Origin of the sequence: Xanthomonas sp. NCPPB 1067 (assembly GCF_020783795.1) — a bacterium.
GTDB classification, from domain to species: Bacteria; Pseudomonadota; Gammaproteobacteria; order Xanthomonadales; family Xanthomonadaceae; genus Xanthomonas; species Xanthomonas melonis.
In genome coordinates, this window is sequence record NZ_JAJGQG010000003.1 from 182771 (window position 1) to 208505 (window position 25735).

Genomic DNA, 25735 nt, shown 5'->3' on the forward strand with positions numbered 1-25735 from the left:
ACGTGACCGACCTGTCCGCAACTCCGGCGGTGGATGCACGTCCCTGGAGGCCAAGTGTGCCAGAGATGCCCCGCGCTTGCCGCTACCGCCTAGAAGCGGTAGACGTAGGCAGCGCCGTAGACCAGTGGGTCGATGTTGACCGTGCCGATGCGGTTGCCGTTCAAGCGGGCGTCGGTGTCGATATCGATCCAGCGCAGGTTGACCCGCAGGGCGCCGCGATCGCTGAGCTTGAAGTCGACGCCCGCGTGCAGGGCCAGGCCCCAGGAATCGTCCAGCTCCAGTTCGCTACCGGCCAGCGCGCCACGGGTATCGGTACTGAAGAAGCGGGTGTAGTTGACCCCGGCCCCGAGGAAGGGAGACAGCTTGCCCTGGCTGTTGAAGTGATACTGCAGCGAGATCACCGGCGGCAGATGCTTGGTGCTGCCGACCCGGCCCACGCCGCGCAGCGCGATGTCGTGTTCGAAAGGCAGCGCAGCCAGGACTTCGATGCCGAGGTTGTCGGCGATGAAGTACTCGGCGCTGAAGGTCGGCCTGATGTCCTTGCCCACGTCCGCTTCAAGCGTGCCGCCGACCAGACGGCCGTTGTCGGACTTGGGGGCGACCTGGTGGGCGCCGACGGCAATGGCCCAGTCGCCTTTGGATTGAGCTGATGCGGTGAAGCTGGCGAAGCCGGCCACCAGGCCGGTGAACAGCAGGGCAGAGCGCATGTGCATGAGGATTCTCGTCGGGTAGGAAGGGGGGCAGTCTTCGGTGTTGGATGCGGTGCCGCCTTGATCCTGATCAATCCCGCGGCATCGGCATGCGGGCGATCCTGCGCAAGGCCGCCGTGGTGCGCCGCGTGCAGCAGGGCGGCGCAGTGGCGGCACCGCTGCACACCATTGCGAGGTGTGCAGGAGCCGCTGACGTCCGAGCTGTCCGGGTTGGCGGAGGAGGCAGGCGACGGTGGGGGAAGCAGGCCAGGGTAGGAGAGCGACAGGTCGCAGGAGGCCGGCATGGGACGGCGATCAGCCGGCATTACCTGGCCTGGGCGAGCGGGGAGGCGTCCTTTTCCGGCATCGCCGAGCTGTGGTGATTGATGATCAGCCACTTGCCCTCGCGCTTTTCGTAGACGAAGGTGTAGCGCGCCTGCACGTCGGTCTTCTTGCCGTCCTTGTCGGTCAGGGTGAAGGTGTAGACGCCGGCATCCACCGCGCTGTCGTCGTCCAGCACGCGCACGGTGCGGTAATTGACCACGCCCTTGGGCTTCTTGGTCAGGAACATCTCGAAATACTTCTCGATCTGCTCGCGCGAGGCGCGCACTTCGTTGGAGACCGTCGGCAACAGCACGCCATCGGGCGCATACAGGTCGGCCACCTTGTGCGGGTTGCCGGTGGCCAGGGCCGCATTCCAGGTATCGAACAGCGCGGCCACTTCGCGTGCTTCCCCACTGGCCGGCAACGATGCGTGTTCGGTGTAGTGCATCACACCGGCGGCAAGTGCCGGAGTAGCGGCAAGCGTCAGGGCCAGAGAGAGCAGGGTGCGATGCATGGGGGAGTCTCCGTGTGGATGAGTGGTGCCTCGGTGGGCAGGGCCAGTATCGAAATCCACGGAGTGCCGATATGCCGCCGGTCGGCATAGGTGCGAATACGCTATTCGGCATATTTCTCTGACGTTACACGATTGAAAAATATTGAAAATTTCCGGGTGGTGCCCGGAGTGCGCAGGGCATCGGGGGCGCGCTCGCGACAGTCCTGATGATGGAAGTCGCCATGGCGCATCTGCGCGCGCCGCCGCGAGTGCGCCGGCCAGGCACGGCGATGGATGGACGGGATCGGGCGGAACATCCGCCCCTGCACAGGCAAGGCTGCATACCGACACATCCCATCGGCCGCGCGGCTGCGCATTGGCGACACTGCTAGAATGGCGGCCCCTTTCCATCCGCCGCGCTGTCGCGGTCGCAGGAGCTTGTGAACATGGCAATCAAGGTTGGCATCAACGGATTCGGTCGCATCGGACGCAATGTGCTGCGCTCTGCGGTGCAGAACTTCGCCAATGACATCGAGATCGTGGCCATCAATGACCTGCTCGAGCCCGATTACCTGGCTTACATGTTGCAGTACGACTCGGTGCACGGCCGCTTCAAGGCCGAGGTGTCGGTCGATGGCAACACCCTGATCGTCAACGGCAAGAAGATCCGCCTGACCCAGGAGCGCGACCCGGCCAACCTCAAGTGGGACGCGGTGGGCGCCGATGTGGTGATCGAGTCCACCGGCCTGTTCCTGACCAAGGAAACCGCGCAGAAGCACATCGATGCCGGTGCCAAGAAGGTGATCCTGTCGGCCCCGTCCAAGGACGACACCCCGATGTTCGTCTACGGCGTCAACGACAAGACCTACAACGGCGAAGCCATCGTTTCCAACGCCTCGTGCACCACCAACTGCCTGGCGCCGCTGGCGAAGGTGATCAACGACAAGTGGGGCATCAAGCGCGGCCTGATGACCACCGTGCACGCGGCGACCGCCACCCAGAAGACCGTCGATGGTCCATCGAACAAGGACTGGCGCGGCGGCCGCGGCATTCTGGAGAACATCATTCCGTCCTCCACCGGTGCGGCCAAGGCCGTGGGCGTGGTGATTCCCGAGCTCAACAAGAAGCTCACCGGCATGAGCTTCCGCGTGCCGACCTCGGATGTATCGGTGGTGGACCTGACGGTCGAGCTGGAAAAGCCGGCTACCTACGCCGAAATCTGTGCCGAAGTGAAGGCGCAGAGCGAAGGCGCGCTGAAGGGCGTGCTGGGCTATACCGAAGACAAGGTGGTGGCCACCGATTTCCGCGGAGAGACCTGCACCTCGGTGTTCGACGCCGATGCCGGCATCGCGCTGGATTCCACCTTCGTCAAGCTGGTGTCCTGGTACGACAACGAGTGGGGCTATTCCAACAAGTGCCTGGAAATGGTGCGCGTTGTCGCCAAGTAATCGCTCTTCATGGATCGACTAAAAAAGCGCCTTCGGGCGCTTTTTTAGTTGAAGCTACACGGTCTGGCAGGCGCTTATTCCGCCACGATACGCATGTCTTCGCCCTTGCCCGCGACCGCAGCGGGCTTTCGATGGCAAGACCTGCGACTTGCCCTCGCGGCGTTGTCACGACCTCCTGCGATGTGGGGGCGAAAAGAATTTTCAGCATGCGCGCGCTGGGAGGGTGTTGCCGGCGACAATGTCGCCCACCTGGTGCCGGCACATTTCGACAAGTGGCCTGGCGCGGGTGCCCATACGCCGGCTCGGCGTAGACATCGGCCCGAAGGCATGCGCTAATCACCAGCTGCCCAGCGGTGGTTCCTGCGCTGGAATGGCAGTGGACGTACAGGAGCATCCAACCAACTCAAGGAGAGACAAACATGCAGAGCAGTCGTATGCGGATCGGAGCCATGGTGCTGACACTGGTGCTGGCCGGGCTGGCTCCACAGGCCATCGCCAAGAAGCAGACCGGTACGCCGGCGTGGATGAATGCCGACGGCGAAGTGATCAAGTCCTCCGACGTCGAGGCCGGCTACGGCGAGACGGTCAAGGGGATCAACGACTACGAGGGCGAGATCACCGGTAAACCGGCGCCCGACAGCAAGTTCACCCAGCTCAAGATCGGCATGCCGATGAAGCAGGTGACCGATCTGATCGGCCAGCCGACCGATCAGGGCGCGTATGTGACCGGCAAGGCGTTCATCCCATTCTTCTTCGGCGGTGACCGCTACCGCTACGAGATGGCGTACAAGGGCCAGGGCCGCCTGGTGTTTGCCGGAAAGTCGATGGATACCGGTGGCAATCTGATCTGGATCATCCACAACAAGAACGACAGCGGCTACCGCGAGTAACTCCAGACGCCCGGTTTTCCGGGCGTTTCTTTTAGGGGGCGCTGCAAATTGCCGGTGGCGCGCGCGAGTCTGCGGGGGCGTTACGCCGACAAACCGCCACGCGCGAGCAGCCCAGCTCTGGCAGGTGGTTTGCTGCTGCGGCGCGAAGGTCCGACAATGGGCATCCCCTGCCACCAAGACAGTTGCTTGCCCGTCGTGTCCGACCGACCAACGTCCCTCCACCGCGCCAGCGGTGGCGGTGCAGTGCGGGCAAGATCCGCGCGCGCGTCTGCGGCACGCTGCGCATCGCGGCTCTTTCGATTTCCCATTCCCCTTTCCCGACCCAGCGAGCCAAGCCCATGTCCATTGTCCGTATGACCGACCTCGATCTTTCCGGCAAGCGCGTGCTGATCCGCCAGGATCTCAACGTGCCGATCGACAACGGCCAGATCACCTCCGAACAGCGCATCACCGCCTCGGTGCCCACCATCAGACTGGCGCTGGAAAAAGGCGCGGCGGTGATGGTCACCTCGCACCTGGGCCGTCCCAAGGAAGGCAGCTGGACCGAAGAAGATTCACTGGCACCGGTGGCCGCGCGCCTGACCAGCTTGCTGGGTGTGGACGTGCCACTGGTGCGCGATTGGGTCGATGGCGTGGAGGTCGCGCCGGGCCAGGTGGTGCTGCTGGAAAATTGCCGCATGAATGTCGGCGAAGGCAAGGACGACGAGACCCTGGCGCGCAAGTACGCCGCGCTATGCGATGTGTTCGTGATGGATGCCTTCGGTACTGCGCACCGCGCACAGGCCTCCACGCATGGCGTGATCCGCTACGCACCGGTGGCGGCCGGCGGCCCGTTGTTGATGGCCGAACTGGATGCGTTGGCCAAGGCGCTGGACAACCCGGCCAAGCCGTTGCTGGCGATCGTGGCCGGTAGCAAGGTTTCCACCAAGCTGGAGCTGCTGTCCAACCTGGTCAACAAGGTGGATCAGCTGATCGTCGGCGGTGGCATCGCCAACACCTTCATCGCCGCAGCCGGGCACGACGTGGGCAAGTCGTTGAACGAGCCGGACCTGATTCCCACCGCCAACCAGATCGTGGCCGATGCCAGGACGCGTGGTGCCGAGATTCCGCTGCCCACCGACGTGGTGGTCGCCAAGCAATTCCTGCCCGATGCGCAAGCCAGTGTGAAGTCGCTCGATGCGGTCGACGCAGACGATCTGATTCTGGACATCGGCCCGCAGACTGCACAGCGCTACGCCGAGCTGATCGCCAATGCCGGCACGGTGGTGTGGAACGGGCCGGTGGGCGTGTTCGAGTTCGAGCCCTTCAGCCATGGCACCGAGACCCTGGCGCGTGCGATCGCCGGCTCCAGGGCGTTTTCGATCGCCGGCGGTGGCGACACCCTGGCGGCGGTGGACAAGTACGACATCGCCCAGGACGTCACCTACATCTCCACCGGCGGCGGTGCGTTTCTGGAATTCCTGGAAGGCAAGACCCTGCCGGCCGTGGCCGCGCTCGAGGCCCGCGGCAAGTGAGGGCAGCCACGCTGTTCTTCGATCTGGACGGCACGCTGGTCGATTCGGAAGCGGGCATCGTCGCCAGCATCGTGCATGCCTTCGACCAGATCGGGCGGCCGCGTCCATCGGCGCAGACCCTGCGTGCGTGGATCGGCCCGCCGTTGCGCGACAGCTTCACTGCCTGTTTTCCAGACGACCCGGCGCTGGTCCAGCGTGCGCTCGGCGTGTACCGCGAGCGCTACGACGCAGTGGGCTGGACCGAGCTGCGCGTGTTCGACGGTATCGGCGAGGTGGTCACCGGCCTGCAGCGCGCCGGTCATCGCCTGGCCGTGGTCACCTCGAAGAACGAACGTTATGCGCGGCGCATCGTCGAGCATCTGCCATTCGGAGCCTGCTTCGAGGATGTGATCGGTGCCAGCGAGGATGGCGAACGCCGTTTCAAGCCCGACCTCATTGCCGAAACCCTGCGCCGCCTGCAGATCGACACGACTGGCTGCGTGATGATCGGCGACCGCCGGATGGATATCGATGGCGCCAATCACCACGGCATCCATAGCATCGGCGTGTTGTGGGGCTTCGGCGACGAGGCCGAACTGCAGGCTGCCGGTGCCGGTGCGCTGGCACGCACGCCCGCCGAACTGGCGACCCTGCTTCAGGGGTGATGCGCAGCGGCCGTTGCGTCCGCTTGGTCGACACGCCTGCTGCAGGCGGTTCGCATCACGCAGAACGTCTTCACCGCCGCCGGGTTAGGGTGGCATTGTGCGTGCCGCCAACGGCGGCGCGAGTGCTGGCATACATACTGTCCCGCACTGTCTTTAGGACATGCCGGAATCGAAGGGTGGCTATGCCGCAATGCCATCCTGGGCGCGTGATGTGTGTGTTAAGTTTCGCGGCTTTTACAGGGAGGCCATCATGAAAGAACGTCAACGCCGCACCAAGATCCTCGCCACCCTCGGGCCGGCAACGGATCCGCCCGGTGTGCTGGACGCCTTGTTCAAGGCGGGCGTCAACGTGGTGCGCCTCAACTTCAGCCACGGCGATCCGTCCGGCCAGGCCAAACGCGCTGCAGAGGTACGTGCCGCCGCTGCGCGGGTCGGTGCGGAAGTCGGCATCCTGGCCGACCTGCCGGGCCCGAAGATCCGCATCGAGCGCTTCGCCGAGGGCAAGATCACTCTGGCCATGGGCGATCGTTTCGACCTGGTGGCCGATGCCAACGCGCCGGCTGGCGACCAGCAGCAGGTCGGCGTGAGCTATCTCGGCCTGCCACAGGACGTGACCGCCGGCGATGTGCTGCTGCTCGACGACGGCCTGATGCAATTGCAGGTCACCGACGTGCAGGGTGCGCGTATCGTCACCAAGGTGTTGAACGATGGTGTGCTGTCCGACCGCAAGGGCCTGAACAAGCAGGGCGGCGGCCTGTCGCTGGGTGCGCTGACCGAGCGTGACAAGGAGCTGATCGGGATCGTTGCCAAGATCGGCGTGGATTTCATTGCGGTGTCGTTCTGCCGGAACGCGCAGGACATGCACGACGCCCGCCAGATCGCCCAGCAGCACGGTTGCGATGCGCAGCTGGTGTCCAAGATCGAACGTACCGAAGCGATCGAAAATCTGGTCGAGATCGTCGAAGCGTCCGATGTGGTGATGGTGGCGCGCGGCGATCTGGGCGTGGAGATCGGCGATGCCGAACTTCCTGGCCTGCAGAAGAAGATCATCAAGGAGTCGCTTGCGCAGAACAAGGTGGTGATCACCGCCACGCAGATGCTGCAGTCGATGGTCGAAAGCCCGATCCCGACCCGCGCCGAAGTGCTGGACGTGGCCAACGCCGTGATCGACGGCACCGATGCGGTGATGCTGTCGGCCGAAACCGCTGCCGGCGCCTATCCGGTGCGTGCGGTGGAAGCGATGGCGCGCATCTGCCTGGGTGCCGAACACCAGTTCGAATTCGACACCGATTTCGAGGCAGCGCAGCGCAACCTGCAGCGCGCCGACCAGGCCATCGCGATGGCGACCATGTTCCTGTCCGAGCACATCGGTCTGGGTGGCGTGGTGGCCTTGACCGAGTCCGGTGGCACCCCGCGTTTCCTGTCGCGATTCCGTTCGAACATGCCGATCTATGCCTTCACCCGTCACGATGGCGCGCGTCGCCAGATGGCGATGATGCGCGGCGTGTTCCCGATCAGCTTCGATAGCCGCGGCCTGACTCCGCGCGAAGCCGCACGTGCGGCGATCCGCCTGCTGGTGGAAAACGAGCGCATGGGGCCCGGCGACCGCGTGGTGTTCACCAGCGGCGAGCACATGGAAATGCACGGCGCCACCAACACGCTGCGTCTGCTGGAAGTGGGCGACGACGGCCGCGCGACGGGTCTGGGCGAGCTTTAATCCCGTCGACGGCACCCGGCGCATGCGCCGGGCCGGAAGATGCGACACGCAACGGCGGCCCCAGGGCCGCCGTTGTGCTGTGTTGCGCAGCCGCAGTCGGCGCCATGCATCACAGCAAAGCAAGCAACAGGCTGCACGTCATGCTCAGCGTTGACGAATCCCGAATCCCGAATCCCGAATCCCGAATCCCGAATCCCGAATCCGTAACGCGATGCGAGCAACGCCACACATCCTGTCACGCGATAAGGGTGTAATCGGTTGCAGGCATTCCGTGAAGGAATGTATACGACTTTCGTCGCTATACTTTCGTTCTCCCCCGCTGCTGCCACAGGAACTACATGAGCATCGAACAGCTTGCCGAAACCGCCCAGGCCATGGTGGCCCCGGGCAAGGGCATCATCGCCATCGACGAATCGACCAGCACGATCGCCAAGCGGTTTGCCAGCGTCGGCATCGAGAACATCGAGGAAAACCGCCGCGCCTACCGCGAACTGCTGCTGACCACGCCCAAGCTGAGCGATTACATCTCTGGCGCCATCCTGTTCGACGAGACCATCCGTCAGAAGACCAAGGACGGCGTGCCGTTCGCCAAGTACATGGCCGACCACGGCATCATCCCGGGCATCAAGGTCGACAAGGGCGCGCAGCCGCTGGCCGGCATGCCGGGCGAACTGGTGACCGAAGGCCTGGACGGCCTGCGGGCGCGTCTGGAGGAGTACTACACGCTGGGCGCGCGCTTCGCCAAGTGGCGTGCGGTCATCAACATCGGCGAGGACATCCCGTCCGGCACCTGCATCGAGGCCAATGCGCATGCGCTGGCCCGCTATGCAGCGCTGTGCCAGGAGCAGGGCCTGGTGCCGATGGTGGAACCGGAAGTGATCATGGACGGCACCCATGACATCGAGACCTGCTACGAAGTCACCGAAGCCACCCTGCGCTCGCTGTTCGGTGCGCTGTACGAGCAGAATGTCGTGCTCGAAGGCACCATCCTGAAGGCGTCGATGGTCATCTCCGGCAAGAGCTGCGAGGAGCAGGCCAGCGTCGAGGAAGTGGCCGAATCCACCGTGATGTGCCTGAAATCCACCGTGCCGGCGATCCTGCCTGGCATCGTATTCCTGTCCGGCGGCCAGACCGACGAGCAGTCCACCGCGCACCTCAACGAAATGCACCAGCTCGGCAACCTGCCGTGGCCGCTGAGCTTCTCGTACGGCCGCGCGATGCAGCAGGCCGCACTGAAGCTGTGGTCGCAGGATATGACCGGCAACTACGCCAAGGCGCAGCAGATCATCTACGAGCGCGCCAAGGAGAACGGCCTGGCCGCGCTGGGCAAGTGGAAGGGTTGATCGTGTGAGCGCGGCTGCAAGGCCGGCTCAGCCTGAGTGCAAAAACGCCGGCAGCGATGCCGGCGTTTTTTATTGACCTCGAACATCGCGACCAAGGCCCCAGCGTTCGATCGCGCGGGTTTCCAGCCGCAGCGTCCGACCTCCAACTGCGCACGTTGTTGCAGACCTTCGGGAAACGCCTGAATGATGTATCGGAGATGGGCAAGTGTCCATCCGGGCTGCCAAAGCGTAACGAGCGCCTTGCGGCGCTCGTCGTTGCATGCCGCATCGAGCCGTGCAGTGCGGTCAGGCGGCCGCGGTTTCCTGCATTGCCAGGGCCTGCTGATAGGCCTTGTAGGTCGCTTCGTTATAGGCCACCAGCACGATGTGTTTGGGCACCTTGTGCGAGCGCTGCCAGTCGCGTGTTTCGGTCACGGCAATGCGGGCGGCTTGGTACAGCGGGTAGCCGTAGATGCCGCAACTGATGGCCGGGAATGCGATGGAATGCAGCAGCATCTGCTCGGCCAGCTTCAGCGACTGCCAGTAGCAATTGGCCAGTTGCTCGGGCTCGTTGTGCTTGCCGTCGCGCCATATCGGGCCGACCGTGTGAAACACGTGGCGGGCCTTGAGGTCGAAACCATCGGTGACGCGGATCTCGCCGGTGGGACAACGCACGCCGGGCCGCACCTGCGGCAATGCCTCGCAGGCCTGCAGCAGGCGGGGGCCGGCAGCACGGTGGATGGCGCCGTCCACGCCACCACCGCCAAGCAGTGATTCGTTGGCCGCGTTGACGATGACGTCAACGTCGAGCTCGGTGATGTCGCCTTGCCAGACTTCGATTTTCATGCAGCGATAGTTATGGGATTTGAATGATGAAAGCGTGATGGGTTAGGCGTTGCGACGGAGGCACGCTAACGTCCATTCATCTCATCGCCTGCGACGGTTCGGGCATGCGCGATCGGGGCCCATGCCACGCCTTGCGGAGAGGCTGGATCCATCGATCGGATCGATCGGTTCTTCGTCCTGGCGCTACAGCCAGCGACGGACGCGCGCGCAGTAATCGGCGTAGGTGCGTCCGAATTCGGCACGCAGCCGCGCTTCTTCGAACGGAATGACGTAGCGCTGCAGCGCCAGCCAGGGCAGTGCAACCAGAGGCACCGCCCATAGCTGACCCAGCTGCAGGCATAGCCCGACATGGCTCAGCACCAGTGCCAGGTACATCGGGTTGCGGGTGACCCGGTACGGGCCGTCGAGCACCAGTCGGGAGGGATGGCCGCTGGGCAGGATGGTGGTACGTCGGCGTGCGAACAGGACGAAGCAGCTCACCGCCAGCACCAGTCCCAGGCAGGCGACCAGGCCGCCGGCCAGCTGGATCCAGGCCAGCAGCGACGGGGCAGGGAGCGGCAGGTCCAGCACGCCTTGCAGCCATGCGCCCAGGCCGAGCGACAGCGCGAAATGCACCGGCGAGGTCATCTTCACCAGCCATGGCGCCCGCGTGGCGCGGGTCTCGCTGTGTCCATACGGCCGGTTGCTCACCACGTTTCTCCCTGCGTCAGGGCCGCCATCCTAACGGTTCCTTGACGGGGGTGGGAGGTGGGGAGAGCCGGGAAGAGCCGGGACTCGGGACCCGGGACCCGGGTCCCGTAAGAGCCGGGCAGAGAAGATGCCAGTGCGTGCGACCTGAGAGCCGCCGCCAGTCAGGTGAGTTCATCCACCGAGAGATGGCCAACCGTCCACAACAGCAGATTGCAGCAGGACTACGCTTTTCCGGGTCCCGGGTCCCGGGTCCCGAACCAAACCCGCAGCCCCTACACCATCCCCGCCACCGCTCGCCCTACCGGCTCCACTCAGGGCAGACCTGCCAGCCAGTCGTCGTCGGAGCCTTCGTTGATGTCGGCGAACAGCGGGGTGGAGAAATAGCGCTCGCCGGTGTCGGGCAGCATGGCCAGGATCACCGCGCCCGGCGCGGCGGCCTCGGCCACGCGCAGCGCGGTGGCGACCGTGCCGCCGCCGGAGATGCCGGTGAAGATGCCTTCCTCTGCGGCCAGGCGGCGCGCCACGCTGATGGCGTCGGTGTCTTCCACGCTCAACACTTCGTGCGCGACCTCGCGGTTGAGGACGTCCGGCACGAAGTCAGGCGTCCAGCCCTGGATCTTGTGCGGCTTCCAGTCCTGGCCTTGCAGCAGCGCGGCGCCGGCCGGCTCGGTGGCGGTGATGCGCACTTCCGGGCGGGCCACGCGCAGCACTTCGCCCACTCCGGTGAGGGTGCCGCCGGTGCCCCAGCCGGTGACGAAATGGTCCAGCCGCTGCCCGGCGAAGTCGCGCAGGATCTCGGCGGCGGTGGTGTTGCGGTGATAGGCCGGGTTGGCCGGGTTGGCGAACTGGCTGGCCAGGAACCAGCCATGCTGCTCGGCCAGTTCCTTGGCCTTGCGCACCATGCCGCTGCCGCGCTCGGCGGCCGGGGTCAGGATCACCTTGGCGCCGTAGGCGCGCATCAGCTTGCGGCGCTCGATGGAGAAGGTTTCCACCATGGTGGCGACAAACTTGTAGCCACGTGCGGCAGCCACCATGGCCAGCGCCACGCCGGTGTTGCCGGAGGTGGCCTCCACGATGGTGTCACCGGGCTTGAGCAGGCCGCGTTGTTCGGCGTCGAGGATGATCGCCAGTGCCAGGCGGTCCTTGACCGAGCCGCCGGGGTTGAACGATTCGACCTTGACGTACAGCGACACGTGGTCCGGTGCCAGGCGGTTGAGTCTGACCACCGGGGTGCGGCCGATGGTGTCGAGGATGGTGTCGTACAGGGCCATGGGGGTCTCCGTCGGAATCAGGCTGCGTGGGCGAGTGTGTGCGGGTGGGGCGTTGCGTCGGGTGAGGGCAGCGCTGGCGGCTCGGCAGTCAGGGGGGCGGCGCCGAACCAGTGCAGCGACCGTGCCAGGGCCGCGACCTCGCCCAGGATCAACAACGCGGGGGCGCGCACGGCATGCCGTTGGGCGGTGGTTGCCAGCGTGGCCAGCGTACCGGTGATCACGCGCTGCTGCGGGCGGGAGCCGTTCTCTACCAGCGCGAACGGAGTGCCGGCTGCGCGGCCGGCCTGCAGCAGGCGGTGCTGGATGGCGTCCAGCCCGGCCACGCCCATGTAGAAGGCCAGGGTCTGCCGCTCCTGACCCAGCGCCTGCCAGTCCAGGGTGTCCAGCGAATCCTTGCAATGGGCGGTGACCAGCCGCAGCGACTGCGCGTGGTCGCGATGGGTGAGTGGAATGCCGGCATAGGCGGCGCAGGCGAGCGCGGCGGTGATGCCGGGAATCACCTGGAAGCCGATGCCGTGCGCCTGCAGGAACTCCAGTTCTTCGCCGCCGCGGCCGAAGACGAACGCGTCCCCGCCCTTCAGGCGGACCACGCGGCGCCCGGCGCGGGCGTATTCGAGCATCAGTGCGTGGATCTGTTCCTGGCGCGTGCTATGCCCTTGCGCGGCCTTGCCGACTTCCACCAGCACGGCGCTGCGGCGGGCCAGGTGCAGGATCTGCGGGCTGACCAGCCGGTCGTGCAGGACCACCTCGGCCTGCCGCAGCGCGCGCAGCGCATGCCGGGTGAGCAGCCCGGGGTCGCCAGGACCGGCGCCGACCAGGGTGACGCTGCCGGGGCTCGGCGCAGCGATACCGCTGCGCTGCGGGGGGGAGGGCGTGGCGGCAGGCGCGCTGACCGGCGCGGCGGTATGGGTGAGCAGGCGCTGGCGGCCGGCGGCAGTGCGCAAGGCCTGGTTGAGGTCGTGGTCTTCGCTGGCGGCGACGGTGAGCCAGAGCGGAGCGTCAGGCAAGGCGAGCCAGTCGGGGTGGAAGTGTCCGGCCAGCCAACGCACCTGGCCGGCCTGCACCCACTGCTGGAGTTGCCCGGTCAGTGCCGGGGCGCCGACCAATGGCTGCGCGCCAGCCTGCAGCAGGCTGGCCGTTGCACGTTCGGCGGCGACGCCGCCGCCGACCACCAGGACGGCGCGGCCACACAGGTCGGCAAGGAGCGGGAACGCAGCGGTCACGGTCCGGGGGTATCGAAAGGAAGGGCCAGACCGTACCGCCGGCATATAGCGGTCGGAAATGACTTCATACACCCTAAAAATAGCGTTCGGTTATAAGCTGGCCCCCGGAACTCCACTACAGTCGAAGGCCTTGTGGCGCCTCGCGCTTTTTTGGACATAAGCCCATGACGCTGACCCAACTTCGTTATCTGGTGGCCATCGCCGATGCCGAGCTGAACATTACGCTGGCCGCCGCGCGGGTGCACGCCACCCAGCCCGGCCTGTCCAAGCAGCTCAAGCAACTGGAGGACGAGCTGGGCTTTCTGTTGTTCGTGCGCAAGGGGCGCAGCCTGGACACGGTGACGCCGGCCGGGGTGGAGGTGATCGAGCGCGCCCGCGCGGTGCTGGCCGAGGCCAACAACATCCGTACCTACGCGGCCAATCAGCGCCGCGAGAGTCAGGGGCAGCTGACCCTGACCACCACCCATACCCAGGCGCGTTTCGTGCTGCCGCCGGCGGTGGCGCAGATCAAGCATTCCTACCCGCAGGTGAGCGTGCACCTGCAGCAGGCCGCCGAAAGTGCAGCGCTGGATCTGCTCAGCCAGGGCGATGCCGATATCGCCGTGGTGAGTACCGCCGGCGGCGAGCCTGGTGCCGGGATCGCGGTGCCGCTGTACCGCTGGCGGCGGCTGGTGGTGGTGCCACGCGGTCATGCGCTGGACACTCCGAGGGTGACGCCGGACATGCAGGCGCTGTCCGAGCACCCCTTGATCAGCTACGAATCGTCCACCCGGCCGGGCTCCTCGCTGCAGCGGGCGTTTGCACAGGTGGGGCTGGTGCCGAGCATCGCGCTGACCGCGCTGGATGCCGATCTGATCAAGACCTACGTCCGCGCCGGGCTCGGCGTGGGGTTGGTGGCGGAGATGGCGATCAGCGCGTACGACGAAGACCTGCGGGCCTGGCCGGCCCCGGCTCCCATCGCCGAGTGCATCGCCTGGGCGGTGCTGCCGCGCGACCGTGTGCTGCGCGACTATGCGCTGGATCTGGTGCATGTGCTGGCCCCGCAGATCGACAAACGCGACCTGCGCCGCGTCCTGGACGGCAACCAGGCACCGGACTGGCCGCTGCCGCCGACCTGGGAATCGCTCACCCAGACCATTACCAGCTGAGCGATGCGATGAGCGCGCCCATGCGTCCCGCATTGAGCCGGTTGTGGTTGTCCGAACCGGACGGCGGGCTGTCGCTGCAGCTGTCGGCCTGCGTCGACGGAAGCGAGCAGGCGCTGGTGACCGTGTCCGCCGACCCGCAGGACGACACCTTATGGGTCACCCTGCCGTCCGGCGATGCAGCGGTGCAGGTTCCACTGGCAACGCTGCGGCAGCTGCTCGAGGTCGCCAGTGAAGAGGTGCATTCGGCGAACTGGTTCGCGCGGCAGGCGTCGGACTAGCGGGAGTCGTCAGTGGCGGAGCGCTGCGATCTCCCGGCGATGTGGTCGGGACAGGCCTTCCGCCTTCCGCTGCATGCTGCATTGCACAGTCGGCCATGCACGAAAAAGTAGTTTCAAACCAATGATTTAGTTGGCCCTTGTGGCGTACGCGAACGCGCGCTGTCGGTGATTCCCCCTACCTCTGTCAGGGCCGCCTGTGCCGGTGTCGCCAGCGTCCTTCAAGTTGCGCTGCGCCCTGTCGTAAATCCTTATAGCAGCCATGAGACGACTACCTTCGGACGTCTAGGGGTGGACGACGCAGGACCGGCGATGCCGCTATCGCCTTGCCGGTCTGGTCAGTGGGGTGTCGTGGAGGGTTGCTAGCGCTGTCGCATCACTGCTGCGCGAGGCTGCGCACCGAGCGGCTGGCGCACCCGGGTCCCTGGGGAGAGGCCTGGCGTGCTTGGCGGCGGACCCGGGTCGGGAGCCCGGGTCCGCCTTTTTTATGCAAGGCCACGCAGCTGTACAGGGGCGAGCCGGATGCCGCGCGCAGCGCCGCCCGCGGGCAACTCGCCAGACGCCGGCCGTCCACGCGAGCCCACTGCCAGGCGAATCGATCAACAAGCCTCAGGCAAGCGGAATCCGTACGGAGAAGCAGGTGCCGCCTTCCGGGCGGGAGCGCACGCTGACCTCGCAGCCCAGCGTCTCGGCAGTGCGGTGCACGATCCACAGGCCGATACCCAGGCCGTCGCTGCGTGGGTCGGCCTGGCGGAAGGCCTGGAAGACCTGTTCGGGTTGTTCCAGATTCAGACCGATGCCGCTGTCGATGATTTCCACCACGGCATGGCCGGGGCGGCGACGCGCACCGACCAGCACGCGTCCGCGCTCGGTGTACTTGACCGCATTGCCGACCAGGTTGCCGATCAGCGTGGTCAACAAGGTGGGGTGGCTGCGGACGCGCAGCGAGGTCGGCACATGGCGCAGCGCCAGGCACTTGTCGATGGCCGGCTGGCGCCAGACGCCCAGCACCGCGTGCAGCACGTCCTCCAGCTGCAGCGGCTGCAGGTCGGGCATCGCGGACTTGCCCGCCGCGGCCAGCGTCGCCAGTTCGTCCAGCTCGCGCGCGACCTGGCCGATCGCATCGCGTGCGGTCACCAGGGTGGGAATCGAATCGACGTTGGCATGCCTGCGCATCTTGTCGATGGCGTAGGCGGCCGTGCGTAGTGGCGTCTTGAGATCGTGACCGGCGATGGCCATCAGCCGGCTGCGGTAGCGATCGGACTCTTCTGCGATCAGCAGTGCACGGCGCAGTTCCAGCTGCGCCATGGTCTGGCGTGCGAGCGCGCGCAGCGCTTCGACCTGCTCGTCGGTGAGCTGGCGCGGTTTCCTGTCCAGCACGCAGACCGTGCCCAGGGGCAGGCCGTCTGGGGTCTTCAGCAGAGCGCCGGCATAGAAGTACAGCGGCGCCTCGCCGGTGACCAGCGGATTGCGCGAGAAGCGCACGTCTTCGCGGGTGTCCGGTACCACCAGTACGTCGTTGTCGAGCAGCGCGTGCGCGCACATCGACTTGAACAACGGGGTTTCCCGCTCGCCCATGCCGAGTTCGCTCTTGAACCACTGGCGGTCGGCATCGACCAGGCTGATCAATGCGATCGGGGTCTGGCAGATGATCGACGCGAGCCGGGTGATGTCTTCGAACGCCGCCTCGCGCGGGGTATCGAGAATGCCGTAGCCACGCAGGGCTTGCAGGCGCAAGGCTTCGCTAGGCGGTTTGGGGGCGCAGGGAAGTGGCTCGGCCGCTGGATCGGACAGGACGGTGCTCATGCGCGCGGTATGAATGGGATGAGCCGCAAGCATAGGGCATGGCCGTGCGCAGCAGGTATGCGGCGCCGGGTGCCGGCCGGGAACTGTGACTGCCGGCCTGGACAGCTTCGCACTGGCGTCGTTGTGGTGGGCATCCGCCCGCTCCAGAGGCCGATGCCTGCCGGCGTTGGGCGACAGTGGGTTGCGGAGAGGCTGGTCGCCGAGCCGTCACCGGGAGGCGTTGCGCGCTACGGGTGCAGGTGCTGGCCTGGCCTGACTGCGGCGGGGCGCGGTGGTGTCCTGGCAGCGCTTTGCCAGCTCGCAGCGCCTGGCGTCGACCGCGGCAAGCCGTCTCTGCCGACGCCTGGCCACGCCCCGTTGTCGACGGCGCAGGATGCTGCAGGGGCTGACCGCTGGCTCGCTCGAGGTGACCTTGGCAGGTGCTCAGCTGGTGCAGGGGCGAACGCAAGCTGTTCGGCAGGATCGACGGACAGGTCAGCCAACGCGACGCCGAACCCAAGCCGCAGGGTGCGACATCCGGTCGCGCAGGGACTGCGGGCATCGCGGCGGCAGCGCCGTGCCGCTTACACTGCCCGGATGCTGGGTTCGTTCCGCCACCACCGCCTGCTGCATCGGCTTGCCTGCCTGGCCGTCCTGCTGATGCTGGTGGCGCCGTTGATCAGTCGCTGGAGCCAGATGCCGGCGCAGGAGCCGATGTGCACCAGTGGGGTGTCGGCGAGCATCGACACCGCCTTGCTGGCGCGCGGTCAGTTCGCATCGCACCAGCATGCATCCCACCAGCACGCATCGCATCACGCCGGGCACGCGGCCGCGACCACACCACACGCCGGTGACCACGCCGCCGCATCGCATGGCGAAGCCTGCGATTACTGCGTATTGGCGGCGCGGCTGTTGCCGTGGCTGATCGTGGCCGTGCTATGTCTACTGCAGTTGCGGCCATCGCCGATATCCGCAGCTTCTGCCGCACCGCACCGGGCGGCACTGCGCTGGGCAGCGCTCGGCGCGCGCGGGCCGCCACGGCAGGCGTGAACCTCGCCCGTCGCGGGCGTTCGTTGCATCGCAGCTGCGCCGCCGCCAGTGCGTCGGCCGGTGCGCGCATGGCTGGATGAACCGCCCGTTTCCTTGAATCACGCTGGCGCCCGCCGTCTGGGTGGTGCGCGGCTGTCGTGCCGTCTTGTGACGGCAAGGGATTGGTCAATGCGTTGGGGGTTGTTGCAAGCGTTGTGGTACGCGCCGTCGTTGGCGCTGGTGTATGGGGCCGCCGGTACCCTGCAGGCGCAGGAGGTGGCATTGATGCTGGGCAAGGTGGAGGTCGGTGCACAGGCCCCGCGCTTTCCAGGTGCTGCGCAGGTCCTCAGCTCGGTGGATGTGATCGGCGGCGAACTGCTGCACGATCAACATGTGGATTACAGCTGGGAACTGCTGATGCGCGCGCCCGGCGTGCAGGTCACCCCGTTCCGCATGGGCACCGATGCAGGGCGGTTCTCGTTCCGCGGTTTCAATGGCGAGGGGCGGATCAATGCGGTGAAGCTGCTGATCGACGGCATTCCCAGCAACGACAACGCTGGCGGCATGCCGTACCTGGACGCGGTGTTCCCGCAGGACATCAGCGCCATCGAGATCGTGCGCGGCACCAACGATGCGCGCTATGGGTTGAACGCCATCGCCGGCAGCGTGGATGTGCTGACCCGCAGCGGCGGCAACGATGGCCGGCTGAGCGTGACCGGGGGCAGTTTCGGTGCACGCGAGCTGCAACTGGGCAAGGGTGTCGAACGCGGTGCGTGGAGCCAGAACTACGTGCTGGCCTGGCGCGACTCCGATGGCTATCGCGAACATGCCGACGCCCGCAAACGCAGCGCGGCCGGCAAATGGTTCTACACCGATCCGGATGGCGCCTTCCGCGCCGGGCTGACCACGCGCCATTACGACAACCATGCACTGGAGGCGGGCTATCTGGATGCGGCCACCGCCCGTGCGGCGCCGCGCAGTTCACCGGCGTATGCGCAGGACGATCGCAGCCAACGCCGCGTGCGGCAGACCGCAGTGCATGCCGACGGTGCGTTGGGGGCGAATGCGCAGTGGAGCGCCAAGGCCTATCAGAACGATTACCGCAACCAGCGTTGGGTGCGTTTTTCGGCCGCAGGCCTGCAACAGGAGCGCGATACCGACGAAACCCATCGCGGCATGTTGTTGCGCGGCAGCTGGCGGCCGGACTGGGAGGCGATGGATCTCAGCCTGGACGCCGGCGTGGATGCGCAATGGCAGTCCAACCAGTCGCGGCGCTACCGCACCGTGGCGCGTGTGCGCACGGCGCGACTGCGCGCGTGGGACTACGGCCTGCGCACGCACGGCGCCTATGTGCAGGCGGTGCTCGAACCTACCGGGCGTCTGCAGCTGGTGCCGGGTTACCGGGTCGATCGTGTCGATGGCCAATTGCACGATGTGTTGGCTGGCGTGTACGCCCCCATCTACCGCTACGGCGCCATCAGGCAACCCAAGTTCAGCGCCAGCTATCGGGTGGGCGAGCACGACAGCGTGTACGCCAACTGGGGGCGCAGCTTTCAGATCGGTAGCGGTGACGGAGCCTATCGTCGGCAGTCCGCAGATCTGGGGCCATCGATCAACGATGGCTGGGAAGCCGGTTTCAAATTCGCGCCGTCGGTGCTGCTGGACGGGCGCCTGGCGTACTGGGAGCAACGCGCGTCCGGCGAGGTGGCGACCGTGCTTGGCGTCAACGGCGTTCCCGGCGTCGGCGAGGTGGCCAATGTGGGGCGCACGCTGCGGCGTGGCTGGGATGCGCAGGTGAATCTGCAGCCGGCCGAACACTGGCGCGCGTGGATCGCATATTCGCGGCAGAAGGCCAGCATCGCCACACCGGACCCGAGCGCACCGGCTACGCGCGGCAAGGAGATCGAAAACGTGCCGCGCTGGTTGGCAACCGCCGGGCTGGAGTGGCAGCTCACCACGGCCTTGCAGCTCAGCGCCTGGGGCAATGCGCAGGGCGACTACTTCCTGGAGCGCAGCAACACGCTGGGCCGCACGGGCGGCTATGCGCTGCTCAACCTGGGGGCGCGCTGGAGCGTGAGTGCACGCACTGCACTGAGCCTGCAGCTGCGCAATGCGACCGATCGCGCCTATGTCTATGCATGGTACGACAGCGGCAGTTCCGGCTATTCGCCGGGCGATGGCCGCGCGCTGTCGCTGTCGTGGGACTGGAGCTTCTGATGCACGCACTCTTCAACGATGGCCGAGCCAGTGCAGCGTCGCAGGATGGCCGCTGGCGGTTCTACCGCGCGGTATGGCGCTGGCATTTCTACGCCGGCCTGCTGGTGCTGCCGTTCATTGTGTGGCTGGCGTTGACCGGTGCGGCGTTCCTGTATCAGGAAGCGATCGACCGCAGCGCGCATCACGCGCTGAAGGTGGTGCCGGTGGGAACGTCGCGCGCGTCTGCGCAGCAGCTGGTGGATGCGGCCAGGCGGCATCACGTCGGTCGTATGTTCCGCTACACCACGCCGAAACAGGCCGATGCCAGCGCCGAGATCGGTCTGGTGGATGCGCAGGGCGCGCGGCGGGTGGTGTATGTGGACCCGTATCGCGCGCGCGTGTTGGGCAGCCTGCCCGAGCATGGCACCCTGGCCTGGACCATCCGGCGGCTGCACAGTCTGGAGCTGCTCGGGCCATTCGCGCAGGGGCTGATCGAAATGGCAGCGGGTTGGGCAATCGTGCTGGTGCTCACCGGCTTCTACCTGTGGTGGCCGCGCGGGCGCCGCGGCGGCGTGATCAAGGTGCGCGGCAAGCCGGCGCAGCGGCTGTTCTGGCGCGACCTGCATGCGGTGACCGGTGCCGGCGTGGGCGCGGTGCTGCTGTTCCTGGCGCTGACCGGCATGCCGTGGTCCTGGCTGTGGGGCGCACAGGTCAACCGCTGGGCCAATGGGCATGATTTCGGCTATCCCGCGGGGCTGCGCGTGCAGCAGCCGATGTCGCAGCAGCGTTTGTCCGAGACGACCGATCCGGCGTGGTCGTTGCGGCAGGCGCGTGTGCCGGAGTCTGTGCTGCCTGGGCGTGGGGCCGCGGTGGTGGACGAGGGTCTGCGTGACGGGCGGGTAAGTGTGACGCTGGCGGATGCGGAACACTCGGAACACTCGGAACACTCGGAACACTCGGAACACTCGGAACACTCGGAACACTCGGAACAGCCAAGCCCGTCAGAACATGCGGTCCAGTCTCAACATGCCGCCCACGGCGGCACCGGCGGTGTCGCTGCGCCAGGTCACGGCGCAATCGGTCTGGATTCGGCGATGGCGCGGTTCGATGCGCTCGGCATCGTGCCGGGCTACAGCGTCTCGCCACCGCGTGGCGCCACCGGGGTGTATACCGCCTCGGTCTATCCGGCCGACCTGCACGGCCAACGCGTGATCCATCTGGATCAGTACAGCGGTGCGGTGCTGCTGGACATGCGCTATCACGATTACGGGCCAGTGGCGCGTGCGCTGGAATGGGGCATCAACGTGCACCTGGGTCAGCAATACGGAACGGCGAACCAGCTGATCCTGTTGCTGGCGTGCGCGGCGATCGGACTGCTTTGCGTGAGCGCGGCGGTGATGTGGTGGAAACGTCGTCCGGTCGGCGACCTGGGCGTGCCGCCGTTGCCGGCCGATCCGCGCACGCTGCGCGGTGTGCTGGTGCTGTTGGTGATCTGCGGGCTGATCTTCCCGCTGGTCGGGGTGTCGCTATTGCTGATGTGGCTGTTCGACCGCTACTGGATGCTGCGCAGTCAGGCACGCGTTCTCATGCCATGAGCACGAGCGCGTCACCTCGATGCGCTGCAGACCTGCCGAGTCAGGAGTGCGCTCGGCGGTGTGCCCACCGGCAAATTCGACGCGTCGTGGTGCATGCAGGCTTGGTAACAAGCGCGTACTGCGCCGCGCTCAGATGTCTTCGTGGATGCCGCACTCGCGCTTGAGCCCGAAGAAACGCGTGTCTTCCTCGCGCATGCCCGGCTCCCAACGGCGGGTGGTGTGGAAATCGCCGATCGAGACATAGCCCTGTTCCCACAGCGGGTGATACGGCAGGTCGTGGGCCTGCAGATATTGCCAGACGTCGCGGTCTGTCCAGTCGGCGATGGGGCTGACCTTGTAGCGGTCGCCGCGCTTCTGCACGATCGGCGTCTGCGCGCGGCCGCCGGACTGGCTGCGGCGCAGGCCGGTGAACCAGGTACCCACGTTGAGCTCGTCCAGTGCGCGCCGCATCGGCTCGACCTTGCGCAGGTTGTTGTACTGATCGATGCCCACCATGCCCTGTTCCCACAGGCGGCCGTGCCGGGCCTCCATCCAGGCACGGCTGACCAGCGGGCGGTAGACCTTGAGGTTGAGCTTGAGCCGGTCGGTCAACGCGTCGGCGAATCTGTAGGTCTCCGGGAACAGATAGCCGGTGTCGATCAGGATCACCGGAATGTCCGGGCGTTGCTGGGACAACAGATGCAGCGTGACGGCCGACTGCGCACCGAAGCTGGACGACAGCGCCGCTTCCTGCGGCCCGTGCTGCAAGGCCCAGGCCACGCGCTCGTCGGCGCGCAGGTTTTCCAGCTGCGCGTTGAGCGCGTCCAGGTCATCCAGTGCCGAAGCGGTGTTCGATGCAGCGGGCAGCGCGGTCATGCGAGCAGTTCCAGGTCGAGGTGACGGTGCGTGGGGTAGGGCGGCAGCGCGATCAGGCCGCTGCGGTGCAGGAAGTCGCCGAAGCCTTCATCGCCGTCCCGGTCGCGTTCGGCCGCATAGCGGGCCAGCAGCGGATCCAGTGCAGCGAGGATGTCCGCCTCGGCGATGTTCTCGCGGTACAGGGTGTTGAGCCGCTGACCTCGGCGGTCGCCGCCCAGCATCAGGTTGTAACGGCCGGGCGCCTTGCCGACCAGGGCGATCTCGGCCAGGTACGGCCGCGAGCAGCCATTCGGACAGCCGGACAGGCGCAGCACGATGGGGGTGTCGGTCAGGCCATGGCGCGCCAGCAGCGGTTGCAGGGCGGCGCTGAAGTCCGGCAGATAGCGTTCGGCTTCGGCCATGGCCAGGCCGCAGGTGGGCAGCGCTACGCAGGCCATCGCGCCCCGCGCCAGCGCGGTGGTGGCGCGATTGCCGGCATCCAGCGCGTACTGCGCCACCAGGGCATCGATACGTGCCCGTTCGCCAGCGGGTACGCCGGCGATGACCAGGTTCTGGTTGGGCGTCATGCGAAATTCGCCCACCTGCAGCTGTGCGATCGCACGCAGGCCGCTCAGATGCGCGGCGGTGTCGGTATCGGCGATGCGGCCAGCCGGCAGCGACAGGGTCAGGTGCCACAGGCCGTCTTCGCCCTCCACCCATCCATAGCGGTCGCCGTTGTGCTCGAACGCGAAGTGCCGTGCCGGTTGCAGGGCGAAGCCGGCACGACGTTCGATCTCGGCCACGATGGTATCCAGGCCGTGATCGTCGATGGTGTACTTGAAGCGCGCGCGCTTGCGCACCGCGCGGTTGCCCAGGTCGCGCTGGGTGGTGACCACCGCGGTGGCGATGTCCAGCAACTGCTCACGGCTGACGAAGCCGATCACATTGGCCACGCGCGGCCAGGTCTCGGTGTCGCCGTGGGTGGCACCCATGCCGCCGCCGATACTGACGTTGTAACCGAGCAGCTCGCCGTTGCGCAGGATCGCGATAAAACCAAGATCGTTGGCAAACACGTCCACGTCGTTGAGCGGCGGGGCGGCGAATCCGATCTTGAACTTGCGTGGCAGATAGCGCTCGCCATAGATCGGCTCGTCCTCGCTACCGGAACCGGAGACGCGTTGCTCGTCCAGCCAGATTTCGTAGTACGCACGGGTGTTGGGCAGCAGATGTTCGGACACGCGCGCCGCATCCGCATACAGCGCGGCGTGCGCCTGCGACAGTAGCGGGTTGGCCGCCACCTGGACGTTGCGATTGACGTCGCCGCAGGCCGCCAGCGTATCGATCAGGGTCGCATTGATCGCCTGCATGGTGGCCTTGAGCTCGCGCTTGATCACGCCATGGAACTGGAACGCCTGGCGGGTGGTGATGCGCAGCGAATGATTGGCATAGCGGGTGGCGATGCCGTCCAGTGCCAGCCACTGGCTGGGCGAAATCACTCCGCCCGGTGTGCGCGTGCGGATCATGAACTGATACGCCGGTTCGAGCTTCTGCCGGCGCCGCTCGTCGCGGATATCGCGGTCGTCCTGCTGGTAGCTGCCGTGGTATTTGATCAGGGTCTGATCGTCTTCGCGCAACGCCCCGGTCACCGCATCGGCCAGGCTCTGCTCGAGCGACCCACGCAGGCGACGGCTGTGGGATTTGATGTCTTCGACGGAGTGGCTCATTGGTGGCTGCTGGGGAGGGGCGGGTTGTGGGAGCGGGACCGGGGACCCGGGACCCGGGACCCGGGATAGCAAGAGCGTGCACTGCAGTTGCTGTGTTTCTTGCTGCTCCCGGGTCCCGGGTCCCCGGTCCCGAGTCCCGGCATCTCAATAGACATCACGCGCATACCGCCCCTCCACCTGCAGTTGCGTGAGGTAGGCGGCGGCGTCCTCCGGGCTGCGTGCGCCGTGGGTGGCGACGATGTCCAGCAATGCGGCGTGCACGTCCTTGCCCATGCCGATGGCGCCGCACACATACACATGCGCGCCGCCCTGCAGCCAGGCGTAGACCTCGGCACCGCGTTCGCGCAGGCGGTGCTGCACATAGATCTTTTCGCTGTGATCGCGCGAGAACGCCAGCTCCAGGGCGTGCAGCTCGCCGCGTTGCAGGGCCTGCTGCCATTCGGCCTGGTACAGGAAGTCGGTGTTGAAATGCTGGGCGCCGAAGAACAGCCAGTTGCGTCCACGGGCGCCGGTTTCGGCGCGCTCCTGCACGAAGCCGCGGAACGGCGCCACGCCGGTGCCGGGGCCGATCATCAGGATGTCGCGGTCGGCATCGGCGGGCACGCGGAAACGTTGGTTGGGCTCGATGTAGACCGGCGCGGTGTCGCCTTCGGCGAGCCCGGCCAGAAAGCCGCTTGCCGAGCCCAGGTGTGTATGCCCGTGTGCCTGGTAATGGAGCTCGTCCACCGCCAGGTGCACTTCCTCGCCCACGCGCTTGCGGCTGGAGGCGATCGAGTACAGCCGTGGGGTGAGCGGACGCAGGCTGGCCAGCAGGCCGGCATGGTCCCAATCCGCCGGCCAGCGGCGCAGCACGTCGATCACCTGATGATCGGCGAGCAGCGCCGCCAGGCCGGCGGTCTGGGTCGGGGCGAGCAGCGCCTGCAGTTCGTCTGCGCCGGCACGCTCGGCATGGGCGGTGAGGAACGGGCGCGAGAGTTTGGTCAGTTCGCGCCGGGTGCTCAGCCACTCGCGCAGCGCCAGGGTGTCCTCGCCGACAGTGACCGCGGCATCGCCATCCAGCCGCACGGCCTGCAGCAGCGGCTCCACCAGGGCCGGTGGATTGCGATGCACGATGCCCAGCGCATCGCCCGGTTCGTAGCTCAGGCCGCTGCCTTCCAGCGAGAATTCCAGGTGCCGTACGCGCTTGCCCGGTTGCGCGTAGACCCGGAATCCCGGGCCCTTGAAGTCGCGCCCGCTGATGATCTGGTTGGCCAGCAGCTCTGCACCGAACGGGTGCTGGTGCGACCAGGCGGGCGCGGCAGGGGAGCTACGCAGGGGAGTGACGGTGGCCGAGTGCGGGACGCTCCGCAGCTGCTCGCGCGCGTGCTTGAGCGCCTGCGTGCGCCACGGAATGGCGACACCGTCGATGTCCAGGTCGGCCTCGCCGCGTGGTTGCACGCGGCTGGCACCGAGCTCGGCCAGCCGCTCGTCGATACGCCGTGCGATGCCGCAGAAGTCCGCATAACTCGAATCGCCCAGGCCCAGTACCGCGTACTTGAGCTCGGGCAGCCTGGGCGCGCGGCGGCCGGCGAGGAACTCCACCAGGCCGATCGCATCGTCCGGCGGGTCGCCTTCGCCCTGGGTGCTGATCACTACGTACAGCAGGCGTTCGCTGGCCAGCTCGCGGGTGGGGTAGGCATCGGCGCGCAGCAGCCGCACGCTCAGGCCCGCCGCTTCGGCGTCGGCGGCCAGTTGCTCGGCCTGCCGACGGGCGTTGCCGGTCTGGCTGCCGTAGAGCACGGTCAGGCGCTGGCTGTCCTGCGCTGCCGCCTGCGCTTGCCCACCCGGCAGCACCGCCAGCGAACGCGGCGGCTGGCCTTGGGCCAGCCCGGCGGTGTAGCCGGACAGCCACCACAGCGAAGCGGTATCCAGGCCCTCGACCAGCCGCTCCAGCAGCGCCTTGCGCTCGTCGGGCAAGGGGCTGGGCGGTAGCGTGGAGCTGGCGGCAGTCATTCGGTTCCAGGGGCGTGGATGAGACCGAGGATGTTAGGGAGCCGTTGCCGCCAGCAGAAAGGAACAGCCGTTATCGCGTTATGCCG

The 25735-nt window shown here is 66.8% G+C and carries 21 protein-coding genes; 11 read left to right on the top strand and 10 right to left on the bottom strand.

Annotated features, from left to right (window positions below; translation table 11 throughout):
• Positions 1-89 precede the first annotated feature (89 nt).
• Positions 90-713 (bottom strand): OmpW/AlkL family protein, encoded by a 624-nt coding sequence (locus LL962_RS04045; protein WP_104586709.1) that lies wholly within the window; start codon positions 711-713, stop codon positions 90-92.
• A gap of 301 nt (positions 714-1014) precedes the next feature.
• Positions 1015-1527: an SgcJ/EcaC family oxidoreductase gene (locus tag LL962_RS04050; RefSeq protein WP_104586708.1), complete on the bottom strand. Its 513-nt coding sequence runs from the start codon at positions 1525-1527 to the stop codon at positions 1015-1017.
• 425 nt (positions 1528-1952) lie between these two features.
• Here LL962_RS04050 and gap point away from each other — a divergent pair, with 425 nt between their 5' ends.
• From gap to LL962_RS04080, 6 genes are all read left to right on the top strand, one after another.
• A complete protein-coding gene (gene gap, locus LL962_RS04055) occupies positions 1953-2954 on the top strand; it encodes a type I glyceraldehyde-3-phosphate dehydrogenase (protein WP_228315993.1) in 1002 nt (333 codons plus the stop codon).
• A gap of 461 nt (positions 2955-3415) precedes the next feature.
• Positions 3416-3844, top strand: coding sequence for a hypothetical protein (locus LL962_RS04060; protein WP_228316032.1), 429 nt, complete (start codon positions 3416-3418; stop codon positions 3842-3844).
• 338 nt (positions 3845-4182) lie between these two features.
• Complete coding sequence (locus LL962_RS04065) at positions 4183-5358, top strand: phosphoglycerate kinase (protein WP_228315994.1); 1176 nt, start codon at positions 4183-4185, stop codon at positions 5356-5358.
• Positions 5355-6002, top strand: a complete 648-nt coding sequence (locus tag LL962_RS04070; RefSeq protein ID WP_228315995.1) for an HAD family hydrolase — start codon at positions 5355-5357, stop codon at positions 6000-6002. Before LL962_RS04065 ends, LL962_RS04070 begins: the two co-directional genes overlap by 4 nt.
• A 250-nt stretch (positions 6003-6252) precedes the next feature.
• Positions 6253-7719, top strand: a complete 1467-nt coding sequence (gene pyk, locus LL962_RS04075) for a pyruvate kinase (RefSeq protein ID WP_104586703.1) — start codon at positions 6253-6255, stop codon at positions 7717-7719.
• A gap of 338 nt (positions 7720-8057) precedes the next feature.
• Positions 8058-9062: a class I fructose-bisphosphate aldolase gene (locus tag LL962_RS04080; protein WP_104586702.1), complete on the top strand. Its 1005-nt coding sequence runs from the start codon at positions 8058-8060 to the stop codon at positions 9060-9062.
• Positions 9063-9347: 285 nt separating this feature from the next.
• Here LL962_RS04080 and LL962_RS04085 read toward each other — a convergent pair whose 3' ends face one another.
• The 4 genes from LL962_RS04085 to cobA all read right to left on the bottom strand — a co-directional run bounded on the left by LL962_RS04085 (position 9348) and on the right by cobA (position 13071).
• Complete coding sequence (locus LL962_RS04085) at positions 9348-9887, bottom strand: O-acetyl-ADP-ribose deacetylase (protein WP_228315996.1); 540 nt, start codon at positions 9885-9887, stop codon at positions 9348-9350.
• Between the two features lie 183 nt (positions 9888-10070).
• Entirely contained in the window at positions 10071-10577 is a 507-nt protein-coding gene (locus LL962_RS04090) for a methyltransferase family protein (RefSeq protein WP_228315997.1), read from the bottom strand.
• Between the two features lie 311 nt (positions 10578-10888).
• Complete coding sequence (gene cysK, locus LL962_RS04095; RefSeq protein WP_228315998.1) at positions 10889-11848, bottom strand: cysteine synthase A; 960 nt, start codon at positions 11846-11848, stop codon at positions 10889-10891.
• Between the two features lie 17 nt (positions 11849-11865).
• A complete protein-coding gene (cobA, locus tag LL962_RS04100) occupies positions 11866-13071 on the bottom strand; it encodes a uroporphyrinogen-III C-methyltransferase (protein WP_228315999.1) in 1206 nt (401 codons plus the stop codon).
• 164 nt (positions 13072-13235) lie between these two features.
• Between cobA and LL962_RS04105 the strand changes: the two genes are divergently transcribed.
• Both LL962_RS04105 and LL962_RS04110 read left to right on the top strand, forming a co-directional pair.
• Positions 13236-14219 carry a LysR family transcriptional regulator gene (locus tag LL962_RS04105; protein WP_228316000.1) on the top strand — a complete coding sequence of 328 codons (984 nt, stop codon included), beginning with the start codon at positions 13236-13238 and terminating at the stop codon, positions 14217-14219.
• 8 nt (positions 14220-14227) lie between these two features.
• Entirely contained in the window at positions 14228-14497 is a 270-nt protein-coding gene (locus LL962_RS04110; RefSeq protein WP_228316001.1) for a hypothetical protein, read from the top strand.
• A 606-nt stretch (positions 14498-15103) separates the two neighbouring features.
• Here the strand turns inward: LL962_RS04110 and LL962_RS04115 are convergent.
• Positions 15104-16300 (bottom strand): sensor histidine kinase, encoded by a 1197-nt coding sequence (locus tag LL962_RS04115; RefSeq protein WP_104586695.1) that lies wholly within the window; start codon positions 16298-16300, stop codon positions 15104-15106.
• A 576-nt stretch (positions 16301-16876) separates the two neighbouring features.
• Here LL962_RS04115 and LL962_RS04120 point away from each other — a divergent pair.
• The 3 genes from LL962_RS04120 (at position 16877) to LL962_RS04130 (ending at position 21099) form a co-directional block, all read left to right on the top strand.
• Positions 16877-17329 carry a DUF2946 family protein gene (locus tag LL962_RS04120; RefSeq protein ID WP_228316002.1) on the top strand — a complete coding sequence of 151 codons (453 nt, stop codon included), beginning with the start codon at positions 16877-16879 and terminating at the stop codon, positions 17327-17329.
• Between the two features lie 192 nt (positions 17330-17521).
• Positions 17522-19525, top strand: coding sequence for a TonB-dependent receptor (locus LL962_RS04125; protein WP_228316033.1), 2004 nt, complete (start codon positions 17522-17524; stop codon positions 19523-19525).
• Positions 19525-21099, top strand: coding sequence for a PepSY-associated TM helix domain-containing protein (locus tag LL962_RS04130; RefSeq protein WP_228316003.1), 1575 nt, complete (start codon positions 19525-19527; stop codon positions 21097-21099). The genes LL962_RS04125 and LL962_RS04130 overlap by 1 nt, the downstream gene beginning before the upstream one ends.
• A 129-nt stretch (positions 21100-21228) precedes the next feature.
• Here the strand turns inward: LL962_RS04130 and LL962_RS04135 are convergent, their stop codons facing one another.
• From LL962_RS04135 to LL962_RS04145, 3 genes are all read right to left on the bottom strand, one after another.
• On the bottom strand, positions 21229-21954 hold the full coding sequence (locus LL962_RS04135; protein WP_228316004.1) for a phosphoadenylyl-sulfate reductase: 726 nt from the start codon (positions 21952-21954) through the stop codon (positions 21229-21231).
• Positions 21951-23657, bottom strand: coding sequence for an assimilatory sulfite reductase (NADPH) hemoprotein subunit (gene cysI, locus LL962_RS04140; RefSeq protein ID WP_228316005.1), 1707 nt, complete (start codon positions 23655-23657; stop codon positions 21951-21953). Before cysI ends, LL962_RS04135 begins: the two co-directional genes overlap by 4 nt.
• A gap of 144 nt (positions 23658-23801) precedes the next feature.
• Positions 23802-25649, bottom strand: coding sequence for an assimilatory sulfite reductase (NADPH) flavoprotein subunit (locus LL962_RS04145; RefSeq protein WP_228316006.1), 1848 nt, complete (start codon positions 25647-25649; stop codon positions 23802-23804).
• Positions 25650-25735: the final 86 nt, after the last annotated feature.

Excerpts from the sequence above, each read along its gene's own strand:
- LL962_RS04045 (WP_104586709.1), bottom strand. The coding sequence starts at position 713 with ATGCACATGCGCTCTGCCCTGCTGTTCACCGGCCTGGTGGCCGGCTTC.
- LL962_RS04050 (WP_104586708.1), bottom strand. The coding sequence starts at position 1,527 with ATGCATCGCACCCTGCTCTCTCTGGCCCTGACGCTTGCCGCTACTCCG.
- gap (WP_228315993.1), top strand. The coding sequence starts at position 1,953 with ATGGCAATCAAGGTTGGCATCAACGGATTCGGTCGCATCGGACGCAAT.
- LL962_RS04065 (WP_228315994.1), top strand. The coding sequence starts at position 4,183 with ATGTCCATTGTCCGTATGACCGACCTCGATCTTTCCGGCAAGCGCGTG.
- pyk (WP_104586703.1), top strand. The coding sequence starts at position 6,253 with ATGAAAGAACGTCAACGCCGCACCAAGATCCTCGCCACCCTCGGGCCG.
- LL962_RS04080 (WP_104586702.1), top strand. The coding sequence starts at position 8,058 with ATGAGCATCGAACAGCTTGCCGAAACCGCCCAGGCCATGGTGGCCCCG.
- LL962_RS04085 (WP_228315996.1), bottom strand. The coding sequence starts at position 9,887 with ATGAAAATCGAAGTCTGGCAAGGCGACATCACCGAGCTCGACGTTGAC.
- cysK (WP_228315998.1), bottom strand. The coding sequence starts at position 11,848 with ATGGCCCTGTACGACACCATCCTCGACACCATCGGCCGCACCCCGGTG.
- LL962_RS04105 (WP_228316000.1), top strand. The coding sequence starts at position 13,236 with ATGACGCTGACCCAACTTCGTTATCTGGTGGCCATCGCCGATGCCGAG.
- LL962_RS04110 (WP_228316001.1), top strand. The coding sequence starts at position 14,228 with ATGAGCGCGCCCATGCGTCCCGCATTGAGCCGGTTGTGGTTGTCCGAA.
- LL962_RS04115 (WP_104586695.1), bottom strand. The coding sequence starts at position 16,300 with ATGAGCACCGTCCTGTCCGATCCAGCGGCCGAGCCACTTCCCTGCGCC.
- LL962_RS04120 (WP_228316002.1), top strand. The coding sequence starts at position 16,877 with ATGCTGGGTTCGTTCCGCCACCACCGCCTGCTGCATCGGCTTGCCTGC.
- LL962_RS04130 (WP_228316003.1), top strand. The coding sequence starts at position 19,525 with ATGCACGCACTCTTCAACGATGGCCGAGCCAGTGCAGCGTCGCAGGAT.
- LL962_RS04135 (WP_228316004.1), bottom strand. The coding sequence starts at position 21,954 with ATGACCGCGCTGCCCGCTGCATCGAACACCGCTTCGGCACTGGATGAC.
- cysI (WP_228316005.1), bottom strand. The coding sequence starts at position 23,657 with ATGAGCCACTCCGTCGAAGACATCAAATCCCACAGCCGTCGCCTGCGT.
- LL962_RS04145 (WP_228316006.1), bottom strand. The coding sequence starts at position 25,649 with ATGACTGCCGCCAGCTCCACGCTACCGCCCAGCCCCTTGCCCGACGAG.